The organism is Campylobacter lari subsp. concheus (assembly GCF_008245025.1).
GTDB classification, from domain to species: domain Bacteria; phylum Campylobacterota; class Campylobacteria; order Campylobacterales; family Campylobacteraceae; genus Campylobacter_D; species Campylobacter_D concheus.
This window is the reverse complement of the sequence record NZ_CP043426.1, coordinates 898,415-915,523: the sequence shown is the minus strand read 5'-3', so window position 1 is coordinate 915,523 and position 17,109 is coordinate 898,415. Positions and strand designations below refer to the sequence as shown.

16 protein-coding genes and 1 pseudogene are annotated in these 17,109 nt (G+C 28.8%); 9 read left to right on the top strand and 8 right to left on the bottom strand.

Annotation, left to right across the window (positions count from 1 at the left end):
• The first annotated feature begins 37 nt into the window (after window positions 1-37).
• From ffh to CLCT_RS04745, 9 genes are all read left to right on the top strand, one after another.
• Window positions 38-1,375 (top strand): signal recognition particle protein, encoded by a 1,338-nt coding sequence (ffh, locus tag CLCT_RS04785; RefSeq protein ID WP_149062428.1) that lies wholly within the window; start codon window positions 38-40, stop codon window positions 1,373-1,375.
• A gap of 71 nt (window positions 1,376-1,446) precedes the next feature.
• Window positions 1,447-1,674 carry a 30S ribosomal protein S16 gene (rpsP, locus tag CLCT_RS04780; protein ID WP_012661702.1) on the top strand — a complete coding sequence of 76 codons (228 nt, stop codon included), beginning with the start codon at window positions 1,447-1,449 and terminating at the stop codon, window positions 1,672-1,674.
• Between the two features lie 3 nt (window positions 1,675-1,677).
• The gene (locus tag CLCT_RS04775; protein WP_012661701.1) at window positions 1,678-1,923 is read left to right on the top strand and encodes a KH domain-containing protein; all 246 of its coding nucleotides are present in this window, start codon (window positions 1,678-1,680) and stop codon (window positions 1,921-1,923) included.
• Window positions 1,913-2,437: a ribosome maturation factor RimM gene (rimM, locus tag CLCT_RS04770; RefSeq protein ID WP_149062427.1), complete on the top strand. Its 525-nt coding sequence runs from the start codon at window positions 1,913-1,915 to the stop codon at window positions 2,435-2,437. The genes CLCT_RS04775 and rimM overlap by 11 nt, the downstream gene beginning before the upstream one ends.
• Complete coding sequence (gene trmD, locus CLCT_RS04765; RefSeq protein WP_149062426.1) at window positions 2,434-3,138, top strand: tRNA (guanosine(37)-N1)-methyltransferase TrmD; 705 nt, start codon at window positions 2,434-2,436, stop codon at window positions 3,136-3,138. Before rimM ends, trmD begins: the two co-directional genes overlap by 4 nt.
• Window positions 3,139-3,149: 11 nt before the next feature.
• Window positions 3,150-3,506 carry a 50S ribosomal protein L19 gene (rplS, locus tag CLCT_RS04760; protein WP_012661698.1) on the top strand — a complete coding sequence of 119 codons (357 nt, stop codon included), beginning with the start codon at window positions 3,150-3,152 and terminating at the stop codon, window positions 3,504-3,506.
• A 2-nt stretch (window positions 3,507-3,508) separates the two neighbouring features.
• Window positions 3,509-3,862, top strand: coding sequence for a cupin domain-containing protein (locus CLCT_RS04755; protein WP_240379230.1), 354 nt, complete (start codon window positions 3,509-3,511; stop codon window positions 3,860-3,862).
• A 52-nt stretch (window positions 3,863-3,914) separates the two neighbouring features.
• Window positions 3,915-5,255: a class II 3-deoxy-7-phosphoheptulonate synthase gene (locus CLCT_RS04750; RefSeq protein WP_149062425.1), complete on the top strand. Its 1,341-nt coding sequence runs from the start codon at window positions 3,915-3,917 to the stop codon at window positions 5,253-5,255.
• The gene (locus CLCT_RS04745) at window positions 5,249-5,578 is read left to right on the top strand and encodes an ArsC/Spx/MgsR family protein (RefSeq protein ID WP_149062424.1); all 330 of its coding nucleotides are present in this window, start codon (window positions 5,249-5,251) and stop codon (window positions 5,576-5,578) included. The genes CLCT_RS04750 and CLCT_RS04745 overlap by 7 nt, the downstream gene beginning before the upstream one ends.
• On the opposite strand, the gene CLCT_RS04740 is transcribed toward CLCT_RS04745, so the two are convergent.
• From CLCT_RS04740 to CLCT_RS04705, 8 genes and pseudogenes are all read right to left on the bottom strand, one after another.
• Window positions 5,579-8,593, bottom strand: coding sequence for an efflux RND transporter permease subunit (locus tag CLCT_RS04740; RefSeq protein ID WP_149062423.1), 3,015 nt, complete (start codon window positions 8,591-8,593; stop codon window positions 5,579-5,581).
• A gap of 2 nt (window positions 8,594-8,595) precedes the next feature.
• Window positions 8,596-9,336 carry an efflux RND transporter periplasmic adaptor subunit gene (locus tag CLCT_RS04735; RefSeq protein ID WP_149062422.1) on the bottom strand — a complete coding sequence of 247 codons (741 nt, stop codon included), beginning with the start codon at window positions 9,334-9,336 and terminating at the stop codon, window positions 8,596-8,598.
• Complete coding sequence (locus CLCT_RS04730; RefSeq protein WP_149062421.1) at window positions 9,333-10,589, bottom strand: TolC family protein; 1,257 nt, start codon at window positions 10,587-10,589, stop codon at window positions 9,333-9,335. Before CLCT_RS04730 ends, CLCT_RS04735 begins: the two co-directional genes overlap by 4 nt.
• A gap of 44 nt (window positions 10,590-10,633) precedes the next feature.
• Entirely contained in the window at window positions 10,634-11,197 is a 564-nt protein-coding gene (locus CLCT_RS04725; RefSeq protein ID WP_149062420.1) for an anthranilate synthase component II, read from the bottom strand.
• Window positions 11,194-12,942 carry a chorismate-binding protein gene (locus tag CLCT_RS04720; protein WP_149062419.1) on the bottom strand — a complete coding sequence of 583 codons (1,749 nt, stop codon included), beginning with the start codon at window positions 12,940-12,942 and terminating at the stop codon, window positions 11,194-11,196. Before CLCT_RS04720 ends, CLCT_RS04725 begins: the two co-directional genes overlap by 4 nt.
• A gap of 8 nt (window positions 12,943-12,950) precedes the next feature.
• The gene (locus CLCT_RS04715; protein ID WP_149062418.1) at window positions 12,951-13,862 is read right to left on the bottom strand and encodes an AEC family transporter; all 912 of its coding nucleotides are present in this window, start codon (window positions 13,860-13,862) and stop codon (window positions 12,951-12,953) included.
• Between the two features lie 9 nt (window positions 13,863-13,871).
• Window positions 13,872-14,607: pseudogene (gene fliP / locus CLCT_RS04710) on the bottom strand (flagellar type III secretion system pore protein FliP).
• A gap of 140 nt (window positions 14,608-14,747) precedes the next feature.
• On the bottom strand, window positions 14,748-17,102 hold the full coding sequence (locus CLCT_RS04705; protein ID WP_149062417.1) for an autotransporter outer membrane beta-barrel domain-containing protein: 2,355 nt from the start codon (window positions 17,100-17,102) through the stop codon (window positions 14,748-14,750).
• Between the last annotated feature and the right edge of the window lie 7 nt (window positions 17,103-17,109).

Below are 17,109 nucleotides of genomic sequence, written 5' to 3'. Positions count from 1 at the left end.
ATTTAGCTTTTTAAAATTTTAATAAAGGGAAAATAAAGTGTTTGAGATAGTTAGCGAGTCATTTAAATCCGCGGTTAATAAACTTCGTTTTGTTGATGATGAAAAAGCTTTAAAAAACGCTCTTGACACTTTAAAAAAAGCCCTTTTAAAAGCAGATGTACATCATAAAGTTACTAAAGAATTACTTACTTTAGTAGAAAATGATGTGAAAACCAATGGCATAGGTCAAAAACAATTTTTAGACTCAATTAAGAAAAATTTAGAAGAAATTCTTAGTGTTAAAGGTAAAAATCAAGGTTTTGTGTTTGCTAGTAAGCCACCTACGGTTGTTTTGATGTGTGGTTTGCAAGGTGGTGGTAAAACTACTACTACGGTAAAAATTGCTAATTATTTAAAGTTAAGAAATAAAAAAGTACTAATTGCTGCATGTGATTTGCAAAGATTGGCTGCAGTAGAACAGTTAAGACAACTCACTCAAGCTAATGAGCTTGATTTGTTTTTTATAGAAAATGAAAATAATCCTTTAAATGTAGCTAAACAAGCTTTAGAAAAAGCAAAAAATTCTATGTATGATGTTTTGCTTGTAGATACTGCCGGCCGTTTAGCAATCGATACGGATTTGATGAATGAGCTTAAAGAAGTAAAAGCTATTTTAAATCCTGATGAAGTATTTTATGTAGCTGACGCCATGAGTGGTCAAGATGGAGTTAAGACTGCAAGTAGCTTTAATGAGGCTTTAGAAATTACAGGGGTTATTTTAAGTAAATTTGATGCAGATACTAAAGGTGGCGTTGCACTAGGTATAGCAAAACAAATTGGTGTGCCTTTAAGATTTATTGGTGTTGGTGAGAAAGTAGCTGATTTAGAAGTATTTATCCCTGATAGGATTGTTAATCGTATTATGGGCGAGGGTGACTTAGCGACTTTGGCTGAAAAAACTGCAGCCATTATTGATGAAAAGGAAGCAAAAAAACTTAATAAGAAAATTAAAAAAGGTGAATTTAATTTTAATGACTTTTTAAATCAAATGGAAAGTGTTAAAAAACTTGGTAGTATGAAATCAATCATTGGTATGATACCTGGTTTATCATCTATGGCGGCAAATATTAAAGATATTGACTTGGATAATTCTAAAGAAATTATTCATATTAAGGCAATGATTTCATCAATGACACCAAAAGAAAGAGAAAATCCTGATTTGTTAAACAACGCAAGAAAGCGTCGTATTGCAGAGGGTGCTGGTTTATCTCAAATGGAGGTAAATCGCTTTTTAAAACAATTTAGTAATGCAGCTAAGTTGGCAAAGAAATTTTCAAACAAAAAAGGAATGGAAAACTTTATGAATATGTTGCAGCAAGCTAAAAGACCGCAATAATTAAAGCTTTTTTATGGATATATGAGTTAAAATATCTATAACAAAATTTTAATTTTTTTAGGAGTATTAAAATGACGGTAATCAGACTTACAAAAATGGGACGTAAAAAAAGACCATTTTATCGTATAGTTGTAACTGATAGTAGAAAAAGACGTGATGGTAGCTGGATAGAAAGCATTGGATATTATAATCCTATGGTTGAGCCTGAAGTGGTAAAATTTGATGCTGAACGTTTAGCTTATTGGAAAAGCGTAGGTGCTAAATTAAGCGATAGAGTAGCAGCTATTACAAGCAAATAAAAAATGGTTGAAAATTTTTTAAGAGAATACGCAAAATTAATTGTTGATTTTCCTGAAAAAGTTGATATACAAAGACAAAATTTAGAAAATAATTTTGCTGAAATTATCATTTATGTCGATCCATCTGATACTGGTAAGTTGATCGGAAAAAATGGAAAATTAATCAACGCAATAAAAACAGTTATTATGGCTTACAAAGTTAAAGATGCAACTTCATATCGTATAACGGTAAAAGCCATTGAAGAGTGATTTAGTTCAAGTTGCTAAACTTGGAAAAAGTGTTGGTTTAAAAGGTTATGTAAAATTACATAATTTTAGTGATTTTTATGAGCAGTTTAAAATAGGTGCTAAATTTTTTGATATTAATCAAAAAATTTACACCATAAAGGCTTTTGATAAAATTAGATCTTTGATTTTATTTGAAGGCTTTGAGAGTGTTGATGCTGCTAAAACCTTAACTAATATTACTCTTTTTCAAACTATTGAAGCTACAAAAGAAACTTGTAAATTAAAAAAAGATGAGTATTTTTATTTTGACATAATTGGATGTGATGTTATTGAAAATGAGCAAAAATTAGGTGTAGTTGAAGACATTTTAGAAAATGGAGCAGGGTTTTTATTTTGTATAAAATGCGATGAAAAACTACAGACAAAGGTTAAAAATTTTTATATTCCTTATGTTGATAAATATATTCAAAAAGTTGATGTAGAAAGTAAAAAGATATTTACACAATCTGCTTTGGATATTTTAGAAAATTCATGAAATATACTTTTGTAAGTTTATTCCCAGAGCTTATTGAACCTTATTTTCAAACTTCTATTTTGGCAAGGGCAAAAGAAAAGGGGATATTAGAATTTACTTTTATTAATCCTAGAAAATTTACCACAAACAAGCACTTTAAAGTAGATGATTATAAAATAGGAGGAGGCGCAGGGCTTTTACTACAAGCTCAACCTTTGTATGATTGTTTAATGCGTATTAAAAAGCAAGATAAAAATGTTCATTTTGTTTTTCTTTTGCCTTGTGCTAAGACTTTTAAGCAAACTGATGCTAAAAGATTAAGCAAAAAAGATCATATTTGCTTTGTAAGTAGTAGATATGAGGGTTTGGATGAACGCATTGTGGAAGAATTTGCTAACGAGGTATTTTCTATAGGTGATTTTATACTTACAGGTGGAGAGTTAGCGTCTTTGGTGATGTGTGATGCTATTAGCAGAAATATCCAAGATGTTCTTGGAAATAGTGAAAGCTTAAGTGAAGAAAGTTTTGAAAATGACTTATTAGAAGCTCCATCGTTTTCCAAACCTTTTATTTTTGAAAAGGAAAATAAAAAATTTTATGTGCCTTCAGAGTTTTTAAAGGGAAATCACGCTAGAATCACAGCTTTAAAAACTACTTTGGCGTCTTGCAAAACGAAATATTTTCGTCCTGATTTGTATCAAAAGCATGAACGCAAATTTTAAGGAATATCGTTATGAAAAATAAATACATTGAGCAATTTGAGCAAAAACAAATTGAAGGTAAAAATGTTCCAGAATTTCGTGCTGGAGATACTTTAAGACTTGCTATTCGCATTAAAGAAGGCGATAAAACAAGAATTCAAAATTTTGAAGGTATTTGTATAGCACGTAGAGGAAATGGTGTAGATGAAACTTTCATCGTGCGCAAAATAGGTGCTAACAATGTAGGCGTTGAAAGAATTTTCCCTATTTATAGTGAAAGTTTAGAAAGTATTACAGTATTAAGAAGAGGTCGTGTGCGTCGTGCTAGATTATTCTATCTAAGAGATAGAAGAGGTAAGGCTGCTCGTATTAAAGAACTTAAAAAATAAAAGTGGAATTTAGAACTCAAATATATGAAGTAATTTCTTGGGAACAAGAAATTCAAAATGGCATAAATATATCTAAGAAAATAGAAAATACTTATGCTAAAGAAATCTGCATAACTATGTCAAAAGATAGCTTTATGAAAGATCATAAAGCGCCTTTTGATATTACCATACAAGTATTAAAAGGTTCCATTGATTTTGGAGTTTTAAACCAAAAAATTCTACTTAAAACACTGAATAGTATAAGTTTAAAAGCTCATGAAGTCCATAATCTTTTAGCGCTAGAAGATTCTATAGTGCGCTTAACTTTATATAAGCAAGATAGTCTTGAACGCGTTGAAAGTATTTTAAAATATTAATTTAAGTCTTATTTTGTATAATTTTAGCTTACTAAAATAAGGAAGTTAAGTTATGAAATGGACTAAAGATTCTTGGAAAAATTATACAATTCAACAACAACCACAATATCCTGATGAAAATGAATTGCAAGATGTTGTTAAAAAATTAGAAAAATTACCACCACTTGTTTTTGCAGGTGAGGTGGATAAATTAAAAAAATCCCTTGCTAATGTTGTAAATTCTCAAGCGTTTTTACTCCAAGGAGGAGATTGTGCGGAGAGTTTTGTAAATTTTAGTGCTGATAATATAAGAGATATGTTTAAAGTTATGCTTCAAATGGCTATAGTGCTTACTTTTGCAGGATCTTGTCCTATAGTGAAAGTAGGGCGTGTTGCAGGGCAATTTGCAAAGCCAAGAAGTAGTGATTTTGAAGAAGTAGATGGAGTAACACTTCCAAGTTATCGTGGGGATATTGTTAATGGTTTTGAATTTAATGAAAAATCAAGAACAGCTGATCCTAAAAGAATGCTAGAAGCATATTATCAAAGTGCTACAACTTTAAATTTATTAAGAGCTTTTTCAAGAGGTGGTTTAGCAGATTTAAGAGTAGTGCATAAGTGGAATTTGGGTTTTTTAAAAAAGGCAGAGCTTGGAAAAAAATATGATGAACTTAGTGAAAAAATCACTCAAGCCTTAGCCTTTATGCAAGCTTGCGGCATCACTGATACTCCAAATCTTTCTCAAACAGCCTTTTATACTTCTCATGAAGCTTTGCTTTTGCCTTATGAAGAAGCTTTAACTAGAGTAGATAGTTTAAGTGGGGAAATTTATGATTGCTCAGCACATATGCTTTGGATAGGTGAGCGTACTAGAAAAGCAGATGAAGCACATGTGCATTTTTTAAGCGGGGTGAAAAATCCACTTGGTGTTAAACTTAGCACTAGTTATGATTTAGATGAGATAAAAAAGCTAGTAAGTATTTTAAATCCGCATAATGAAGCAGGAAGGTTAAATTTCATTATTCGTATGGGGTGTGATAAGATAGAAAATGCCTTGCCAAAATTATTTAAAGAGTTAAAACAAGAAGGATTTAATATACTTTATAGCATAGATCCTATGCATGCAAATACAGTTAAATCAGGTAATTTTAAAACAAGAGAATTTGATAAAATCATCCAAGAAGTGCGTGTATTTTTTGAAATAGCTATGAGTGAGGGAGTGTATCCTGGTGGGGTGCATTTAGAAATGACAGGGCAAAATGTAACAGAATGTGTAGGAGGCTCTTTAAATATCACTCAAGAAGAACTTTCTAAACGTTATGAAACACAATGTGATCCAAGATTAAATGCTGATCAAGCTTTAGAATTAGCATTTATTATAGCAGACTTAGTTAAAAAGGCAAGAAAATGTTAAAATTTTATGGTATTAAAAATTGCAATAGTGTTAAAAAAGCTATGGATTATTTAAATTCTAAGCGAATTGAATTTGCATTTTTAGACATTAAAAAACTAGATGAAGAAACTTTGGGTTTTTGGCTTAGTAAAAGAAGTATTTTAGAGCTTGTAAATACAGCAGGTATGAGTGCTAGAAAATTAGGGTTAAATAAAGAAAAACTTCAAAATTTAGACCAAGATGAAATTAAAGTGATGATTTTACAAAGTCCAACACTCATAAAACGCCCATTAATTGTAAAAGATGATGAAGTCTTTATAGCCAAAGAATATGAGAGTTTTTAATTAAATTTTCTCTCTTTGGTAGATTTTTTTAATTTTCACATCTAAATTATGAGCAAATTTAAATAAAGCTGGCACTACTAAAAGTGTAAGTAAAGTTGAGCTAATAAGTCCGAATATAATAGCAATGGCCATAGGAGAATTTCCTTCAAAACCAGAACCCTTTGAAAGTGCTAGAGGAAGCATGGAAAAAATCATCGCAAAAGTAGTCATCAAAATGGCTCTTAAACGACTTTTTCCTGCATAAATTAGCGCTTTTTCTACCTCCATGCCTTCATCGCATTTTTTATTAGCTACATCTACTAATAATATAGCATTTTTTCCTACCATTCCAAAAAGCAAAATAATAGCTACAAGTACAAATAAAGAAAAGTGATTTCCTGTGATAAAAATTCCAAAACAAGCTCCACCAAAGGCCAAAGGCATACTTATCATGATGATTAAAGGAAGTATTAAGCTTGAATACAAAGAAGCAAGGATTAGATAAATCAAAATCATTCCTAAAGATATAGAAAACAAAAATCCACTAATGGTATCATCTAAAAAGTCCAAAAAACCAGAATAAGCAAAAGATAGGTTATTTTTTCCTAAAATATAAGCTAAATTGGACTCAAAAATTTTTCTTACTTCACCTAAAGAAATGTTTTCTATACTCGAAGTGAGTTTTATACTAGTAGTTTTATTGTGTCTGTTAATTAAAGAAAGATCTTTTTTATAAGAAAAGCTAGCAATACTAGCAAGTTTTATACTTTCATTGTTGTGATTTTTAAGTTCTATTAGCTCTAAACTGGTTGGATTTTGCTTAAAAGCTTCATCAAAGCTAAGAATAATTTCATCTTTAAAATTTTTATAATCCATATTTCCAACACTTAAATTTCCAAAGGAATAAGCCAAAACATAAGCCAGTTCTTGAGGGTTAATACCAAGTTTAGCAGCTTTTTCTCTGTTAATATTAATAGCAATCTCTTCTTTTAAATCCCCTTCATTATCATCTATAGCAACAAAACCTTCGTGTTTTGAAAATACTTCTTTCATTCTATCAATAGCTTCTTTTATTGACTTTAAATCATCACCTAAAATTTGAATTTGAACTGGATCTTCAATGCCTGCTCCTTCTATTTTAGGGAGTTCTAAAACTTTTATTTTTAAGTCTTCATAGGAGTTTAATTTTTCTTGAAAAAGGCTAATAAGCTTAGGCTGTCTGAATTTTCTTTCATTTAAAGGTTTTAATTTTACATAAATTTTTGCTTTTTTAATTTCCTTTGCGTCATTATATCCTATAAGTAAATATGCATAAGCAACACTTGGATCTTGCTTTATATATTCATATACTTTTAAACTTTTTTCCTTCATAGCTTCTAAAGATAAGTCGTTTTTGCTTTCTAATAAAACTTGTATTTCGCTATCTTCTTCTATAGGTAGAAAATCCAATCCTATTTTAGGAGTTAAAGAAAAGCATAAAGTAATTATAATAAGTGTTGATAGGATAAATTTAATTTTATTAGCTAAAACTTTATAAAGTAGCTTTTCATAAAATAAGTCAAGTTTTATAAATAAAAATTCACTTTTTTTATAAAATGTGCTTTCGCTAGTATTTAAAAATCTAGCACTTAAGGTAGGTATTAAAAATACACTTACAAGATAACTTATGATCACACCAGAAGCAACACTAGTAGCTAATACATTAAAAAATAAACCAGGAACTGAATTCATATAAGCAATAGGTATAAACACACACAATAAAACCGCACTAATACTTAAAACGCTAAAACCTATTTCTTTGATCCCTTCAAATGAAGCTTGTAAAGGAGGGAGTGTTTTTGCTTTTTTGGCTATACTTTCAATAATAACTATAGCATCATCTATAAAAATTCCTATACTTAAAGTAAGAGCTATGATGGTTAAGCGATTAATGTCATAACCTAAAAGATTAATGAGAAAAAAACTAGAAATAATTGAAGTTGGTAAAACAATAAAAGCTAAAATAGTTGCACTGATATTTCTTAAAAATACATACACTATTAAAAGTGTCAAAATCACACCAAAAATCATATCAAAGATAACTTGATTGATATGTTTTAAGATGTTTTGGCTTTTATCGTAAACTATTTTAATTTCTACCTCATTGCCTGCTATTGTTTGTAGTGTTTTTAAGGAATTTTTGATATTTTCTATAACTTTTAAGGAGTTATAACCAGAAATTTTATTAAGTTCAAGCAATACCCCATCTTTTGTATCAAACATTGCAAACTGCTTTTGATCTTCTAAGCCATAGCTAATATTTGCTATATCTTTTAAAAATATTCCACTAAAAATGCGTATATTTTCTAACTCTTTTAAATTTTGTGCTTCAAAATATCCTTTGATGGTGAAATTATCTTTTGAATTTTCAAACTCACCTAGATATTGTTTAAAATTATGGCTTTGGATGATTTTGGCTACATCAAGTGCATTAATGTGGTATTTTTGCAAGGCATTAGGCAAGAGTTTGATTTGAACTTGTGGTTTTAAAAAGGCTATATCATTGATCGTTCCAACTCCTGAAATTTTTTGTAAAAATGGTTTTATGTCATTGTCAATCTTACGCATAAGTTTTAAATGATCCTTAGAACTTAAAAATAATGATACAACAGATCCTGCATCGGGGGATATTTTTTCTAGTGTTGGCTTTACCGGAAGATTAATAGTATTAAGTTTATCTCTAATATCATTTGCAGCTACTTCTAAGTTTTTGCCTAATTCAAATTCAACAACAGAAATAGAAAAATTATTATAACTTGTAGAATTGATATTTTTTATCCCTTGTACATCTGAAATTGCATTTTCTATTTCTTTGGTTATTTTAGATTCTATAAATTTTAAATCTCCATTAGCGGTAGTGGTAATTTTAATCAAAGGAATATCTACTTTTGGATAAAGATTAATAGGCATACTAAAAATAGAAAAAGTACCAAAAATCACCAAAGCGATAAAAAACATCAAAACAGCAATAGGATTATTAATAGCAAAACGATACAAGATTAATCCTTGGTGATGATTTTTCCTTCTCCAAAAGAACCTGGAGTAAAGTTTAAGGCTTCAACTTCTGCATAAATTTTTCGTGTTTTTATGTCTATACTTGGATAAATAAGTGTGATTTTACCTTGATATTCTTTTTCATTTGAGTCTATTTTGTAAATAAAAATATCATCAATTTTTACCTTGTCTTTAAATTTTTCATCAAAACTTAAAAGCAATTTTACTTTTGGATAAGAAAAAAATTCAAATAAAATATGAGAAATTCCTTTAGCTCCATCGCCTATGTCGATATATTTGTTAGAAATAATCCCATCATAAGGTGCTTTTAGAGTTTTTTTATCGATTAAGTCTTTATAATGTTGTATATTTAAAAAGGCTTTTTGTTGCAAGCTTTGTGCTTTTTGAAATTCAAATAAAACATTTTCGTAACTTTGCTTATCTATAACTTCTTGCACCTTTTTAAATTTTTCTAAAGAACTTTTAGCATGTTCTAGTGCAAGAGTGGCAAGTTTATACTCATTTTGTGCTAATTTTAAGGCTATTTGCTCGCTAGAATCTTCAAGTTTAAGTAAAACTTGATCTTTTTTTACCTTATCATTAATATTCACATAAATTGCTTTAACTATACCAGCACTTTGCAAGGATAATTTTGATTGATTTTGTGCGAGCACATCAAAACTAGCATAAATTTCTTCAGCTTTTAAAGTGAGTAAAGAAAATAAAATTAAAAATACCAGTTTCATTCTAAAACCTTTGTTTTTATATCAATTCCAGCTGTAAAATAATACCTTGCTTTTGTGATTTCATATTCATTTTTAGCCAGTTCGAGCTGACTTTGACTTTTGTATTTTAATTCTAATGCATTTAGGTATTCTACATACGAGCAAAGTCCTGCACTGTATTTTTTCTCAATGGATTCAAAAGCTAAATTGGCTGCTTTGAAACTTGCATTTAATGCTTTTATTTTAACTTTAGAAATTTCAATTTCTTGTAAAAGATTATCTAGTTCTATATCTACTTTTCTTTTGGTTTTTTCAAGCTCTAATTGAGTGATTTTGCTTGTATATTTTTGAGCTTCTAGGGCTTTTTGATTAGCACCAAAATCAAAAATTTTCCACTCAAAAGCCAAAATAAAACGATTGCTTTGTCCATGTTCTTTTAAAAAGCTTTCGCTTGTTGATTTTAGCTCATGTGGTAATTTAGGATTATAGTTCATATCATAAAAACTAAAACTATTTTGTAAAAATATTTTTGGAAACAACTCAGCTCTAGCAGAGTCTATTTTTAAATTTTCTAAATTTAATTTTTCTTGCATAAGGGCTATTTCATAGTTTTTGTTTTTTTCTACACTTGGTTCTTGTAAAATATTTTGAAAAGAAGGCGTAAAATGCGTTTTGCTAAGATTATAAATTTCGTTTTTTAATTCATATAGTTTTAATTCATTTTGAGCTAATTCATAAGAGCTTAACTCAAATTTTGCTCTTATGCTCTCAAGCTCACTTTGACTAGCAAGTCCAGCTTGGTAAAAATTTTCTAAGCGCTTGAGTTGATTTTGTAGAGCGATTTCTTTTTGTTTATCACTTGCTATAATGCTTTCTAAACTAAGATAATTAAAATACAAAACACTAGCGCTAAGCGCCATATAATTTGCCATGTTTTCTTTTTCAAGATGAGCAAGTTGTTTTAGACTTTGCATACTAGCGATTTTTGCTTCTCTATTGCCTCCGTCAAAAAGTAAAAATTTAAGCGAAAGAGTACTCATTAAACTTTCTTGAGGTTCTATGATAAAGCGATCTTTGTTTGAGCCAAGATAAGAAACCCCTAAATGTAAACTTGGAAAATAAGCATTTTGTACGCTTTCTTGTTCTAAGATACTTTTTGAAAATTGGAGTTGCTTTTGTAAATAATTTTCATTGTTTAAACTTAAATCTATCAATTCTTTAAGATTGTTAGCTGGTAAAAATAAAGGCAAGAAAAGCAAATATAAAATTTTCATTTTTAAACTTTTTGTTTTATTATAGAAAATATAACTTAAAGTAATTATAAAGCAAGAAAATTTTTAAGTAGCTTTTTGCCATTTTGACTTAGTATAGCTTCAGGGTGAAACTGGATTCCATAAATGTCGTATTTTTTATGTTTTAAAGCCATGATGATATTATCTTCACTATGGGCTAAAATTTCACATTTTTTACCTATATGATTAACATAAAGAGAGTGATATAAACAAATTTTAAAATTTTGCTTAAGATTTTTAAAAAGAGGGTTTGGTTTAAAATTTATAGTTTTTACCTTACCATGAGTTGGGTTTGGAAGTTTAGAAATTTTACCACCAAAAATATGCGCTATACATTGGTGTCCTAGACAAATTCCAAATATTTTTTTATCTTTTTTAAAATATTTTATAGCTTTTAGGCTTAACTTTGATTCTTTTGGAGAATTTGGTCCAGGGGAGATTAAAAGATGGGTAAAATCATATTTTCTAAGCTTTTTTGGATTTTTAAATTTATCGTTTTTGATGATTTTATAAGTAATATTTAATTCTTTTAAATAAAAGGCTATGGTGTAGGTAAAAGAATCATAATTATCTATAATCAAAACTCTCACAAAAACACCCTTTTTAAGCCTCTTAAAGAATTAGTAGCATAAATTTCTTTAGCATTTAAAAGATCATCTTTAGTAATATCTTTTTCCCTAATGAGTTTGTGTTTTAAGAGTGCTTGTCTATAAATTCCATTGAGGCAGTTTTTAGCATAAGGGGTAAAATATTCGTTGTTTAAATTTATGATAATATTAGTTCTTGAACCCTCACAAAGCATGTCTTGCTCATCAAAAAAAACTATATCATAGCAAATATTTTCTTTCCATAGATGAGAATTTGCTTCATATAAACTACGCAGAGAAGTTTTATGGTGTGTTAAAAGATTTACTTTTACAATGTCTTTACTTATGAGTAGCTTTTTGCTTGAATTTTCTTGTATATTGCTAAAATCAAACTTATAAAGGCCGTTTTTAAAAAGTTTTAATTTAATAGCTTTTGAACATTTTTGAGTAAAATTACTTTTTGTAAAAAAATGATGATGATTGAAAACAAAATTATTAAAATTTTGTAAAGATTTAAAATGGAATTTTTTATCTTTGCTATCTAGTATATTTTTAAAATCATGTATTAATCTTTGAGTATCAAAGTCAAAAAATTTAGCTGAGTTTAAAATCCTTTGCAAATGTTCCTTGAAGAATAAGATAGAATGATTTTTATAATACATCGTTTCAAACAAGTAAAAGTTAGGTTCTAAAATTTTGCTTTTTAGTTTTAATTCTTCAAATTCATCTTGCTTTTGCGAGTCCCACACAAGTCCACTTCCCACGCCATATCTTAAAAAATCATCATCATTTTTTTTCTCTAAAGTGCGTATGGCTACGCTAAATTTTGCTTTGTTTTTATGGATTAAACCTATCGCTCCACAATAAATTCCACGTTTTCTTTGCTCTAAAATTTCTATGAGTTTAATGGTTTCTATTTTGGGTGCACCTGTGATAGATCCACATGGAAAAAGGGCTTTGAAAATTTTAAAATAATCATTTTTTTGCTTTAATTTTCCGCTTATTTTTGAAATGAGTTGGTGTAAAGTAGGATAGGTTTTAACCTTAAAAAGTTCGCATTTTAAAGAATGCTTTTTGATGAGTTTTGAAATATCATTGCGCAATAAATCAACTATCATTACATTTTCACTAATGGTTTTTTCATCGTATTTTAAAAAGTTTTTTAGATTTTCATCTTCTTTTGGATTATTTGAGCGTTTGATTGTACCTTTCATAGGTTTTGTGATGATTTTTTTATTTTTGATTTTAAAAAAAAGCTCAGGTGAAAATGAAGCTAGTTCTAAAAATTCATTTTTCATATAAGCTTTATAAGGGGTATTTTGCTTGGGATAAAGGCTTAAAAAACTCTCATATAAACTAAGATTTGATTGTAAATGTAATTCTTGAGTAAGATTGATTTGGTAACTTTGGCCTTTAGCTATAGCATCTTTAACTTTGTCAAAATTTTCATAATACTTTTCTTGATTTAAATTAGATGAAAAACTTGGATAAAAGTCTAAATTTTTTTCTTCATTTGTAAAGATTTTTCTTGTTTTGAAAGCAAAAAAATACAAAAAAGGTTCTTTGCTTTTATAGTTTTTATCTTCTAGATATTTATAAAATTCATATTGGATATAACCTAAAAAATAACATTGATTTTTATATTTTTCTATGATTTTAAAAGCTTTTTTACTTTCTTTTTGAGTGTGGGCTTTAAGAGTAAAGGAAAGATCATCATAAAGATATTTTCCAAAGATAGCAAATGCCATTTATATCCTTAGTTTAAAAAATATACCCAAATAGGTAAAGAAATAAAGGCAAAAACTATACCAAAGGCTACAGAACTAACTGCTAAATTTGTATCAAGCTTTGCTTTCATAATCATAGCTGCAACCATTGTCATAGTGGGCATAGCTGATTCAAGTAAGGCGATGACCAAGCTAGGATTTAATTTGAAATTTAAAAGCTTTAAAAATATTAAAAATATTAAAGGTGTGAGTATCATTTTACCAAAAATAACTATTATAGTTGCTTTGTAAGAAGTTTTTATACTTAAAAAACCTAAATTTAAACCTATGGCAAAAAGTGCTATAGGTGTAGCACTAGCTCCAAGCATACGCAAAGGTTCAAAGATAAAATCCGGAAGCGTGGTAAGTTTAAAACAAAGTCCTAAAATCAAAGCAACAAAAGGTGGAAAAGTAAAAACTTTTTTAAGATTTTGTAAAAAGCTTACCCTTTGCTCACTAGCTAAAGATATGATAAAGGGAGCAAGTAAAGCTACAGGCAAAGAAGTAGCAAGTGCATCATAAAGGATGATTTCGCTCAAAAAATGAGGATCTTGATAAATTCCACTAATAATAGGTATACCTACAAATAAAGTATTTCCAAAGCTAGAAAGTAAAAAAATACTTACAAGAGTACTTTTGCTAAATTTAAAGCAAAGAGCTAAAAATACACAACATAATGCTGAAAAAATAGTACAACCCAACCCAAGCAATATAATAACAATTAAAGAAAAATCAAAATTTAAATGATAAGCACGCTCAAAAATCAAGCAAGGCAAGGCAAAAATAATGGCAAAATCTAAAAAAGCACGTGCTTGTTTTTGTCTTAAAATTTTGATTTTTTTAGCAAAGTATCCGCCAAAAAGCAAACAAAATATACTAAACAAAGAAGAAAAAATATACATTTTATTCTACTAAGTTAAAAAGCTTTTGACTAAATTTTGTATGAGTAAATTCCATCCATCTACAAGTACAAATATCAAAAGTTTAAAAGGCATAGAAATCATAACAGGAGGTAGCATCATCATACCCATAGCCATTAATACCGAGCTTACTACCATATCAATAACCAAAAATGGCAAGAAAAGTAAAAAGCCTATTTCAAAAGCAGTTTTAAGCTCACTTATCATAAAGGCTGGCACTAAAACTGTTAAAAGGCACATCATCTATGGTTTTTGGATTTTCTAAATTTCTAATCCTATAAAAAAGCGCTAAGTCTTTTTCTCTAGTGTTTTTTAGCATAAAATCTTTAAAAGGCTTAACACCTTTAGTAAAAGCTTCTTCATAGCCTATTTGTTCGGCAATGTAGGGTTTTATACCTTCATTGTATGATTTTGTAGCTACAGGTTCCATAATGAAAAAAGTTAAAATCAAAGCTAAAGTAACCAAAATAGTATTTGGTGGCATAGTTTGAGTGCCAAGAGCTGTTCTTAAAAAAGAAAATACTACTACAAGTCTTAAGAATGAAGTCATTACAAAAACAATAGTAGGTGCAAGAGCTAGTATGGTTAGAACTATGACTATATTTAGGGTTGTTACGAGTTGTTGTGGACTATTTGGAGCACTAAGGCTTAAATTTACAGTTGGTATGGTTGCTTCAGCGCCTAAAAGAGCCAAGCTTGATAAAAATAAAGCTAGTAAAACCCTCAAAATATTTCCTTGATTAAAATTAAAAGCATTATTTTAGCAATTTTACTCTTAAAAATATAATATAATTTGTAGGATTAATTGCTATTTTAAAATGCTAGAGTGAAAAACTCTAGCATTTAGGAATTTTTTAAAAATATTTTTTAGAATTTGTATTTAAAACCTACTTGTCCGCTTACATAAGTTTCATTTTTACCATCTGTTTTACCAGCTAGTATTTGTTTAGCTCCAATACCTGCATTTAAGCTAAATTGCTCACTAATATCAACATTACCACCTATAATGATTTGTCCATAAGTTTTTTTCTTATCATTACCTTTGATGATAAAATTAGAACCTGAGCCAATAAATCCAGCTACAAAATCATCTCCATCATTCATTACATATTGTTCTATTTTTGGAGTGATAAATAAATATGATGCTTCGCTCATATATTTTCTAAATTCAGCACCAAGTTCTAAAGATATGGAATTATTTGTCATACTTTGAACATCTTTTGCAAACATACTGCTTTCTTTATAACTTGGAGTGTGTGCATAGTAGTAATTTATACCAGCAAAAGGCTTGATGAATAATGATGATGAATTTGGATTAAAAATTCTACCGGCATTAGCGCTTAAACCAAAGAATTTGCTATCAAAATTAGCATTACTAAAATCACTTAACATCATTACGCTTTGATCTGTTGGAGAAATTTGCCCGTAAGCTCTTAGATTGATTTCCCATTGATCGTTTGGATTAATTAAAGAATAAATACCAAATTGATAGTTATCTGATTTTTGTTCCATAACACCATCTTTAATAGTTGAATCAGCATAAGTAAAGTAAAAACCAAGCAAAGCATTATCATTGATTTTTCTATCAGCACCTAGTGTAAATCCATATAAAGCGCCACTATCTCCATCTATGATATTTGCACCACCAAAAACATTACCCCAAAAGCTATTATTAAATGAAGAATTTCCATAATAATTATAAACATCACTTGCTAGTGCTGCTATATGGGTTGTAGCAAATTTTTCTACTAAAGCTTTATCTTGATAAGGATTTGAAAGTTTTGCTATTCTTGTTCCAATGGCTAGGTCATTTGCTACACCTATAGATGAATTAACAGAAGAATTTTGAGCATTATTTACTATAGCTTTTGCACTTGCTTTTGTATTTGTGGTAAGTGTGTTTAGATTTTTTCCTGTGGTATCTAGAGTGAGTGCTGCGATAGCATCATTGCTAAGTTTAGAATCTAAAATACTATTTATCATATTTACAGCTAAATTTTTATTTTCTAAGCTAACATCTTTCATGTTTTCAACTAAATCACCACCATCAAATTTTCCACCATTATCTTGTATATCTTGGATTTGTTGTTCTAATTTTTTAATTTGTTCTTGCAGTTCTTTTTCTGCCTGTGCTATGGCTTCAAGCATAGCATCATCGCCAATATATCCTGGTTTTTGGTAGGTTCCAAATCCAGAATTTTCTAAATTTTCATTTCTTTTAATATCTTCTTTTATATTATTAAAGCTATCTAAAGCTTCTTTTCTAATATCAATTTCAGATTTTAATATCATTGATAAATCTCTTACATTTTCATTAGCACCACCGCTAATTAAAAGACTTTTACCATCATTAGAAACACTAAGTTTATAATCTGTAAATTGAGCCAAATCAGTATCTTCAAAAAATATATTTTTTGGTAGTAAATTGCTTGTTTCAAGCATGCTCGTTATATCTTTAGTATATAGTGCTGTTATTATGTTTTTATCTATATCTTGGTTAAAACTACCTGTTGTTTTTATAGCTACATAGTTTTTTATACCTAAATTTGAAACACTATTTGTGCTTATGCCTATAGCTGAATCTTTTATATTTACATCTCCATCTACAGAGATTAAGCCACCTTTTTTATTTGCATCATGTATACCGATAAAAGAATTATTTATATTTAAATTTCCTTGTATGTTCATATAGCCATCTTTTTCGCCATATCCATTCCATACATCTAGACTAGGTCTATCAAGTTCTTCGTTGCTTATATTATCATTTGTTATAGGCGAGCTACCATTAAGTGTAAGATTTCCTTTTATATTGAAAGCCTTATTTGCTTTTAAAGAAGTTTGATCTTTATTTAAAATAACTTCTTTTGCTTCTAAATTAACACTATATAAATCATATCGTGCTTCATTAGTTGAAGTTTCACCTAGATCCACCCAATCTGAATCAGATCCTATGGCTAAAATATCACTTGTTTTGATATTAATTTCTTTTATTGTCTTTCCAGCCCCATTTATACCTTCTTGGATAGGATATAGTTGGAGCATACTCGGACTTATTTTTAATTCTATATTTTCTTTAGAATCTAAACTCCAAATTCCATCTTTATAATTAAAAAAATCAGAAAAATTTCCATGATTTATTTCTTGTGCTAAGGTGGCACTACTTAATAAAGCACTAATGCTAACTCCCATTAAAACTTTACTTGTATGATAAGAAAGTTTCATTTGATTA